This window comes from Gammaproteobacteria bacterium, from assembly GCA_013696315.1.
Taxonomy (GTDB): Bacteria; Pseudomonadota; Gammaproteobacteria; order JACCYU01; family JACCYU01; genus JACCYU01.
Genome location: JACCYU010000175.1, coordinates 1 through 8,382, shown reverse-complemented (window position 1 = coordinate 8,382; position 8,382 = coordinate 1). Strand labels below are relative to the sequence as shown.

Sequence of the window (8,382 nt, the reverse complement as noted above, 5' to 3'; positions counted from 1 at the left end):
AGCCTCTTACGGCGGGGAACCGCTGCTTAAGGATGGGATAGAGGTTGCAGCAGCTTACCTGTTCTATCTGTGTCGCAATCACCCGTTCGTGGATGGCAACAAGCGCGCCGCACTCGCTGCATGCCTCGTGTTTCTGGAAGCTATTGGTCTGCTGTCCAAACCGGATATCCCGGCATCCGATATTGACAATTGGGAGGCGCTGGTGCTGGACGTTGCTGCCTCAAAGATCGATCGCGAGCAGACTGCCGAGCGTCTGCGTGCGTTATTGCCTTAAATTGTCGGGCAAGCCGTCGCGCACCCGCTCAAGCTGCCCGCACATGACTTCCGCGCCATCGAGAATGCGCGGCGTGTGCCGCTGGATGAGATCGGGATCGATAAAGTAGAGGTGTCCCGCCGCTACTGCGCGGAGTTCGGGATATTCCCGCCAGTTTCGCAGTTCATCGGGCGCGTCCGCCGTGCCACTGACGACGATCGCATCCGGATCGCGTGCCAGCACCGACTCTATGTTGATCTGCGGCGCCAGCATCGGCAGATCCGCGAATACATTTCGGCCACCGCACAGCCGCATCACCTTGCTGATGAGGTGCGCGCCATTGATCGTCGTCAGGGGCGCGTGCCATACCTCGTAGAACACGCTCACTTCGGAGTCCCCCGCATACCGCCCACGCAACGCGCGCAGACGCCGGCGGAAATCATCCGTGGCGGCCTGTGCAATGACCGCAGTACCCGTCAGATGCCCGAGCCTCGCGATGTGATCCGCGATATCGGCAAGCCTGCGCGGTTCGGTAACGTAAACCGGCACGCCGAGGTCGCGCAGACGCTGCACCAGCGCTGCAGGGCTGCCACTGCCCCAGGCGACCACGAGGTCGGGCCTTAGCGCCAGCAGGGCTTCGAGATTGACCGCGCCATAGTTGCCAATGCGCGGAATGACCCTGGCCGCGGGCGGATAATCGCTGTACTCCACCGTGCCGACCACGCGCGCGCCGGCGCCGGCCGCGAACAGCAGCTCGGTAATATGTGGCGACAGGCTGACGATACGTCGCGCCGGTCGCTCAAGGGTCAGCGTGTCGCCGCGATCGTCAGTGACCGCGATCTGCGCATACGCGAGCGGCGACACGAGCGCCAGCAGACAAAGAAACCGCACATACGCACGGAGGCGCCGGATTACTGCAGGAAAAACGATACCGGCACCACCATTTCGACCTTCGCTTCGGGCATCTCGTCTGGCAGCGGCGGCAGCGGATCGGCGCGCAGTATGAGTTCCTCAACCTCGCCGTCCAGGGCTGAATAGCCGGAGCTTTGATCGATGTTGTAGGACAGCACATTGCCCTCCCTGTCCATCACGAACCGTAGTTGTACCGTTCCTTCCTGACGCATGCGCTGCGCCATGTAAGGATACTGCTTGTGCTGCTCCAGCCATCCCCGCAGCTCCGCGAAGTAATCAGCGCGCTGACCTGGTGTGGCCCCACCGGACTGTTCCTGCGAGGTGTTGCCCGAGCTGGCGCTGCCGTGCGTGGGTTGTTGATCGAGCATGGCCTGCTGGTCCGGGGGCGGCACCTGCGCCGTTACCGGCGGTTGCGGCTCGACCGCCTGCTCCGGCGGCTCGGGTTCGGGCGGCGGTTCCGGTTCAGGGATCGGTGCGGGTAGTAGCTCGGGTTCGGTGGCGACAACTTCGGGCGGCGGCGGTTCTTCCGCAATGGGTTCGGGTTCCCGCAGCGCGACCGGTTCGGGCGGCGGTTCCGGCTCGGTGGACTCGACCGTTTCCGGCTCCACCGGCGCGACTGTGGTGGCCTGCTCCGCTTCGCTCACGATCAGCTCCGGCTCCTCCGATGGCGGCGGTTCCGGCTGCGCGACCGGCACCGGCTCGGGCCGCAATGCCTCGATGTTCACGGTTTGCGCCACGTAGCGGGTGGGTGGCGTCTCGCGTCCGGCGGGTTCGTTTGGCCTGGACGTATAGACGAACAGCAGCGGCACGATCACCAGGGCGTGCAGAATAAACGAGAGGACAATGCCGTAACGCATGATGGACCGACGCGCTTGGTGGCTTACTGCGCGTCGTCTTCGGAGAGCAGCGAGACCTGCGCGAAGCCGGCGGCGCCCGCGGCGCTCAGCAATTTGAGGACCTTGCCGTAAGAAACACCTTCGTCCGCGCCTACATAAACGGCGGCATCGGGGCGTTTCGTATTAAGCGATTCAAGACGTCCGAAAACTTCGCCTTCCGTGATCTCGGTCTTGTCGATAAAAATACGATTCTGCCTGTTCAGCACCAGCACGATCGGCTCGGGCGGCTTTTCCATCGGGCTGGCGCTTACCTTGGGCAGTTCCACTGGCACCTGCAACACCATCAGCGGCGCGGTCACCATGAACACGATGAGTAGCACCAGCATGACATCGACGAACGGCGTGACGTTGATCTCAGCCATGGGATGCAGGTCGCTGCCGGCCTCTTCGACCGCGCCGCCCAGTTCCATCAGGTGCATGGCCATTACGCATCACCCAGCGGGGTCAGCTTCGCCAGCCGCCCGCCGTATGTGCCGATGGCGGTCTGCACGCGGTTGGAATAGATCGAAAATTCGGTCGCGAACTTGTTGTACGCCATCACCGCCGGAATGGCCGCCACCAGACCGATGGCGGTCGCCAGCAAGGCTTCTGCGATGCCCGGCGCGACCACCGCCAGGCTGGTGTCCTGCGAACGCGCGATCGCGGTGAAGCTGTTCATGATGCCCCACACGGTGCCGAACAATCCGATGAACGGCGCCGCCGAGCCCACCGTTGCCAGAAACGGCAGGCGTTTCTGCAGGTCGCGCAGTTCTCCGCTCAATGCCGCGCGCATGGCGCGTTCGATGCGCTCGCGTGCGTCGGAGCGGGACTCGGGCGCGCCGTCAGTCGGTGCGCCGTCCCGCCATTCGCGGGTGCCGGCCTCGACCACCGCGTAGGCGCGAGCACTTTCCGGATTCGGCTCGAACGTCTTGTCCGTAACGAGTTCGCGTTCCAGGCGTGCGACCGAGCGCCGCGCCTTGATGAGCTGATACGTCTTGGTCGCGATGATGGCCCAGCACCACACGGAGAACAAAACCAGCAGGATCACCGCGACCTTGACCACCGGGTCGGCATTCAACAATAGTTCCTGCAGCAATAGGTGAGACGAAATGGGAAGCGTGGACGTTTCAGGATCCATCATCAAACTCCTTGGCCTTCAGTGAACGATAGAGAGAACGCGGCGCGGCGCGGGGGCGCGTCATCGGTGCGGCGGACAGTTCGCGGGTCCTGCGGAAGCGACACGCCACGGGCGGGGTGACTGGTTAAACCTTCGGGACCATCATCGCAAGGATAAAATCTCACGCCCCATAACAAAGGCGCGCGCGATTTGCCGCGAACCTTACGCTCGCGCGTCTAAACCTTGTTCTTGTCCTTGTCCTCGACGTGGGCGCCGTGTGACTCGCGGTCGCTCGGGCCGCTGCGGTCCGCCAGCCTGTCGATCGCAGACTTGTCCGATTCCTTGTCGCCTCCGCTCATAGCCTCCTTGAAACCCTTGATTGCCGAGCCAAGATCGCCGCCGAGATTGCGCAGATGCTTGGTTCCAAACAGCAAGGCGACGATGAGCAATACCACCAGCAAATGTCCGATACTAAAACCCATACCCTGACTCCAGTCTGTGAGCCGGGTCCGCGTTAACCCGGCGTATTGAAACGCGCGACATCTATTGACTGCCTATTGACATAATCTACAGCGATTGATTCGACTCAAATTCGCGGCATGTCCGTAAACCGGCATGCCCAGACGGCCAGCTAGGCAAACGCGCGACACCGCCAAATGATAATCAAAACCATTTAAGAAAGGAATCGGTCCGGTCCCTTATGCATCAGCACCGATGCCTGGGATTCAACTCTGGAGACCCGGGGAAAGGCCCGGCGATCGCCAGGGTCAACCCGCTTTTCTGGATGTTGACAAACAGGGTGCGCCCGTCCGGCGAAAAACATACGCCCGCCAGTTCGGAAGGCGTGTGGGCATTCTCGGCAAATCGATACAGTCCGCCGTCCGGCGTGACGCCGACCAGCGAACAGGGCGTGTTCGCGTCCTCGCACACCATCAGATCGCCCCAGGGCGTCATGGTCAGGTTATCGCAGTTATCGAGCGCGCGACGGTCGGCGCTTTCCACGAACAGTTCGAGCTGACAGGGCGCTTCGCGTTCGCGCGAAGCGCCTTCGAATGCGCTCGGCCGGTAACGGAATATCTGCCCCGCACCGAGCGCGCCGCCCGAGGTGCAACAGAAATACAGCTCGCCATTACCGAAACAGATGCCCTCCCCGCGCGCGAACAGCGCCGCGCCCGCCGCGTGACCACGCATCCGCAAATCGTCGCGCGGTGATTCGACCTCGTCGAGATCGAGCCAGCGCACGTCTAACGGCGTGTTTTCCGGGATTTGATTTTCACTGCCGCCTGGCCAGTTGCGCGTATCCGCGGCTTTTCTCTCGGCCAGCGCCAGCGCCTGCAACCGGCCGCCAGCGGCAAGCCGTCCGGGCGTTTGGGGCAGGAAGCGGTAGATGAGGCTGTCGTCCTCATCTTCGGTGAGATACAGAACACCAGTCGCGGGATCGATCGCCACCGCTTCGTGCCTGAAGCGCCCCATGGCCTTCAGCGGCGCGGGATCGACCGGCGCTCGCGCGTCGGCCGGCACCTCGAACACCCAGCCGTGATCCCGGCCATGGAAAAAATCCGCGCGCGCCGCGGTTTCTTCGCACGACAGCCAGGCACCCCACGGCGTCGCGCCGCCGGCGCAATTGCGCTCGGTGCCGGCAAGACAGAGGAATTGCCGCTCCACCCTCCTGGCGCGCGGATCGTAAATCAATGTGGTGGCGCCACCCTGCCCGGCCACGCAGCCCCCTGCATCGTACAAACGATCGCGGGCTATATGCCGCAGACGCTCCTGATTGGGTCCGAACGGGCCGGCTTTGATATCGAAGGGTTCCAACTCATGATTACAAACGAGCGCCACGTTGCCATCGCCGGCATCGAACGCAGCCATGCCGTCGTGCGCGCCCGGCACGTACAGACCGTCATCCATCCTTTGCCCGGCGCGCGAAATGATGGTGTACGAGAAACCGCGCGGCAGGTCCAGCAAACGGTGCGGGTCCGGTAGCGGGGGGCCGAACGGGGATTTTGTCTTTCCGCTAGCTGCGGTGTTCACGCCCGCGCCAACCGCCACGCGCAGCCCGAAAAACGCGCTGGCCGCGCCGGCGGCCAGAAACCCGCGGCGCGTCAGCATAAACCGGAACTCCGTTCGTTTGAAACCCGCGGATCGCTCATAGCGTTACTCGATGGCTGCGCCGCAACGAAGCTCAGCGGCATCTCGATTCAGCACGGTTGACAGGCACACCGCGAACTATTGTGGCGCATTTCAGCACATACGTGCCCGGACGGCTTCACTGTAAAGCGGTCGGCAAATCCGAACCAATCGACCTATACTCAAAAGGCAGGCCTCATAGAACAACGACAGATCAATCACCGACGGAGATAATGAGTATGCCGATTCCCACCGAGCCCGTGGGTTCACTGCCACGGCCAGTCAGGCTGCAACAGGCGATCGAGAATTACGACGCCGGCAAGATCAAGTTCGAACAGTTGCAGGCCGAACAGGACGCCGCCTGCCGCGACTCTATCGAGCGCGGGGAGGCAACGGGCGCGCCCATAATCTCCGACGGTGAACAACGCGCATCCAGCTTCGCCACCTATCCGTTTACCGATACGCTGGCGGGCACCGGCCTGGCCGACAATCTCGCCGCGGACGGCCAGTATTTCGCCGTGTTCGCCGACGGCCATCATCGCCAGTTGCCGCGGCTTACCGCGGGTCCGTTCAAGTACAAGACGTACGCCGCGGACTATCTGGAAAAGTCCATCAAGTACGCGAGCAAGCCGATGAAGCAGGCCGTGATCGCGCCATCGATGCTCGCGCTGTTGTATCCGCTGGACGACGAGGTGCCTGATTACCCGCGCGAGAACTTTCTGAAAGACCTCTGCAACGAGTGCGAAAAAGACATCCGCAAGGCGTTCAAGGCGGGTGCTGCGCGGGTGTCGATAGACTTTACCGAGGGGCGGCTTGCCTGCCGCAACGATCCCGACAATCCGTGGACCGGGCGCGGCATGCTGGAGCAGTTCGTCGAACTCAACAATCGGGTTATTGACCGATTTTCTGCCCAAGAACGCAGGAACATCGGCATTCACACCTGCCCCGGCGGCGACATGGACTCCACGCATAGCGCGGATGTTCCGTACGCGAAATTACTGCCCAGCATGTTCAGGATGAACGCCGGTTACTTTCTAATGCAGCTCGCGAGCGAGAAGGACAAGGAGAGCGTTTACAAGCTTGTCGGTGAGCACAGCCGCGAGGACGCGAACGGGGTGCCGCAGGTGTGTTTTATCGGCGTGATCAACCCGCAGGACCCGAATGTTGAAACCCCGGAGCAGGTGTGCGACGACCTGCTGCTCGCCTCCAAATACATCGCGAAAGAACGCCTGGGCGCCACCGACGACTGCGGTTTTTCGCCGTTCAGCGTTGACATGAAACCCAAACACGGCTCGCCGGATGTCGCGCGCGACGTGGCCTTCAAGAAGATCAAGTCGCGCGTTAAAGGCGCCAAAATGGCGTCCGACCAGCTCGGACTGTCGTAGAGGCGCGCGGATATGCAAATGGAAGCGGCCATTGTCACGGGTAGCCATCACAGTCAGGCAATTGACACGCATCATCTGGAGCGCGTCATCGCCGAGCTGATGTGCGACGGCTCGATAGATCTGAGCGCGGCATGCGATTCTGACCGGCTCGAACAGGCGAAAGCGCTGCTGCCCTCGGGCATGAGCGTTTACATTCCAGGTTTGCCCAGACAGACGCTTCTGTCCAGGCTTGAGCGCATCCGCGCCATCCATGCCGCCGGCTACGATCCAGTGCCCCATCTCGCCGCGCGGCGCATACCGTCGCGGCAGTCGGCGCCGAGGGATGATTTTTTAGGGTCGGCGAAGCAGGGCGACCGGCCTTGCCAGGGCCGGACGTCAGTACGCCGCGGCTTTAGCGTGGACTCGAATCCGTCGCCGCGGTTGGCTCGAACCAGCGCAGCTTGTCGTGCAGACGGACTACCTGACCCACGATGATCAGGGTCGGCGCCTGCACGGCGTTGTCCGCGACCAGCCCCGGCAAGGTTGCGAGATCGCCGATGAGCACCCGCTGACGTGGCGTGGTGCCTTGCGCGATGAGGGCCGCCGGCGTACTAGCGGACAATCCGTGCGCGACAAGCTGCGCGCAGATCACCTCCACACCGAGCAACCCCATATAGAACACCAGCGTCTGGCGTTCGTGCGCCAGCATTTGCCAGTTGAGGTCCACCGTGCCGTTCTTCAAATGGCCCGTGACGAAAACGCAGGCCTGCGCGTAATCGCGGTGCGTGAGCGGGATGCGCGCGTAGGCCGCGCTGCCCGACGCAGCGGTGATGCCGGGGACGACCTGGAATGGGATGCCCTCTTCCACCAGAGTCGCGATTTCCTCGCCGCCGCGGCCGAAGATGAACGGGTCGCCGCCCTTTAAGCGCAACACGCGCTTGCCCTGTTTCGCCAGTCGGATCAACAATTGGTTGATCGCTTCCTGCGCGATCGCCGGTCCGCGCGGATATTTGCCAGCGTACAGACGTTCCGCATCGGCTCGCACCAGCTCCAGGATTGGCTGCGACACCAGCCGGTCGTACACCACGACGTCGGCCTGATGTATTAATCGAAGTGCACGGAAGGTCAGAAGATCAGGGTCACCGGGACCCGCGCCGACCAGGTAAACCTCGCCCGCCAGGCGCGGTGGCGACGCATCCGCGGCCAGCATGCGGCTCAACATCTCGCGCGCGTCAATCACGCGGCCGGCAAACACCGCCTCGGCGACCGGCCCGTGCAACACCTGCTCGCTGAAGCGACGCCGCTGTGCCTGGTCCGGGAAGCGTCGCCGCAGGGCCGGACGGAACGACCTAAGCAGGCCGGCGAGTTGTCCGTAAGCGGCCGGAATAAAATTTTCCAGCCGTCCGCGCAAATCGCGGCTCAGCGCTGGCGAGGCGCCGCCGGCGGAAACGGCGATCTGCAATGGAGAACGATCGATTACCGGCGGCAGGATGAAACTGCCCAGCGCGGCATCGCTGGCCACGTTCACCGGCACGTTGCGCGAGCGCGCCAGCTCCCCGATGCGCCGGTTGACATCCGGATCATCGGTGGCGGCGATGATCAGCGCGTTATTATCCACGTCACTGTCAGCGAACAGCCGCGCGACGTGTCGTACCCGCCCGCGATCGACATCGGCGCGCAACGCCGGCCCCAGATGCGGCGCGATCACCACCACATCGGCGCCCGCCCGCCGCA

At 63.1% G+C, this 8,382-nt stretch carries 9 protein-coding genes; 2 read left to right on the top strand and 7 right to left on the bottom strand.

From position 1 onward, the window contains the following. Positions 1 to 274, top strand: a 274-nt coding sequence (locus tag H0V34_10435; GenBank protein ID MBA2492089.1) for a Fic family protein, incomplete at its 5' end; no start/stop codon positions are given. Here the strand turns inward: H0V34_10435 and H0V34_10430 are convergent. The 6 genes from H0V34_10430 to H0V34_10405 all read right to left on the bottom strand — a co-directional run bounded on the left by H0V34_10430 (position 263) and on the right by H0V34_10405 (position 5,266). After that, positions 263 to 1,165: a cobalamin-binding protein gene (locus tag H0V34_10430; GenBank protein ID MBA2492088.1), complete on the bottom strand. Its 903-nt coding sequence runs from the start codon at positions 1,163 to 1,165 to the stop codon at positions 263 to 265. The two genes, H0V34_10435 and H0V34_10430, sit on opposite strands and share 12 nt — an antisense overlap. Further along, on the bottom strand, positions 1,165 to 2,022 hold the full coding sequence (locus H0V34_10425; protein MBA2492087.1) for an energy transducer TonB: 858 nt from the start codon (positions 2,020 to 2,022) through the stop codon (positions 1,165 to 1,167). Before H0V34_10425 ends, H0V34_10430 begins: the two co-directional genes overlap by 1 nt. 23 nt (positions 2,023 to 2,045) lie before the next feature. Continuing rightward, entirely contained in the window at positions 2,046 to 2,480 is a 435-nt protein-coding gene (locus tag H0V34_10420; protein MBA2492086.1) for a biopolymer transporter ExbD, read from the bottom strand. Between the two features lie 5 nt (positions 2,481 to 2,485). After that, a complete protein-coding gene (locus H0V34_10415; GenBank protein MBA2492085.1) occupies positions 2,486 to 3,178 on the bottom strand; it encodes a MotA/TolQ/ExbB proton channel family protein in 693 nt (230 codons plus the stop codon). Positions 3,179 to 3,393: 215 nt separating this feature from the next. Next, positions 3,394 to 3,639 carry a twin-arginine translocase TatA/TatE family subunit gene (gene tatA, locus H0V34_10410; protein ID MBA2492084.1) on the bottom strand — a complete coding sequence of 82 codons (246 nt, stop codon included), beginning with the start codon at positions 3,637 to 3,639 and terminating at the stop codon, positions 3,394 to 3,396. 223 nt (positions 3,640 to 3,862) lie between these two features. Further along, positions 3,863 to 5,266: a DUF839 domain-containing protein gene (locus tag H0V34_10405; protein MBA2492083.1), complete on the bottom strand. Its 1,404-nt coding sequence runs from the start codon at positions 5,264 to 5,266 to the stop codon at positions 3,863 to 3,865. A gap of 257 nt (positions 5,267 to 5,523) precedes the next feature. On the opposite strand from H0V34_10405, the gene H0V34_10400 reads away from it, so the two are divergent. Then, positions 5,524 to 6,669, top strand: a complete 1,146-nt coding sequence (locus tag H0V34_10400) for a hypothetical protein (protein ID MBA2492082.1) — start codon at positions 5,524 to 5,526, stop codon at positions 6,667 to 6,669. Between the two features lie 391 nt (positions 6,670 to 7,060). Here H0V34_10400 and cobA read toward each other — a convergent pair. Further along, the coding region (gene cobA, locus H0V34_10395; GenBank protein MBA2492081.1) for a uroporphyrinogen-III C-methyltransferase at positions 7,061 to 8,382 on the bottom strand (1,322 nt) is incomplete at its 5' end.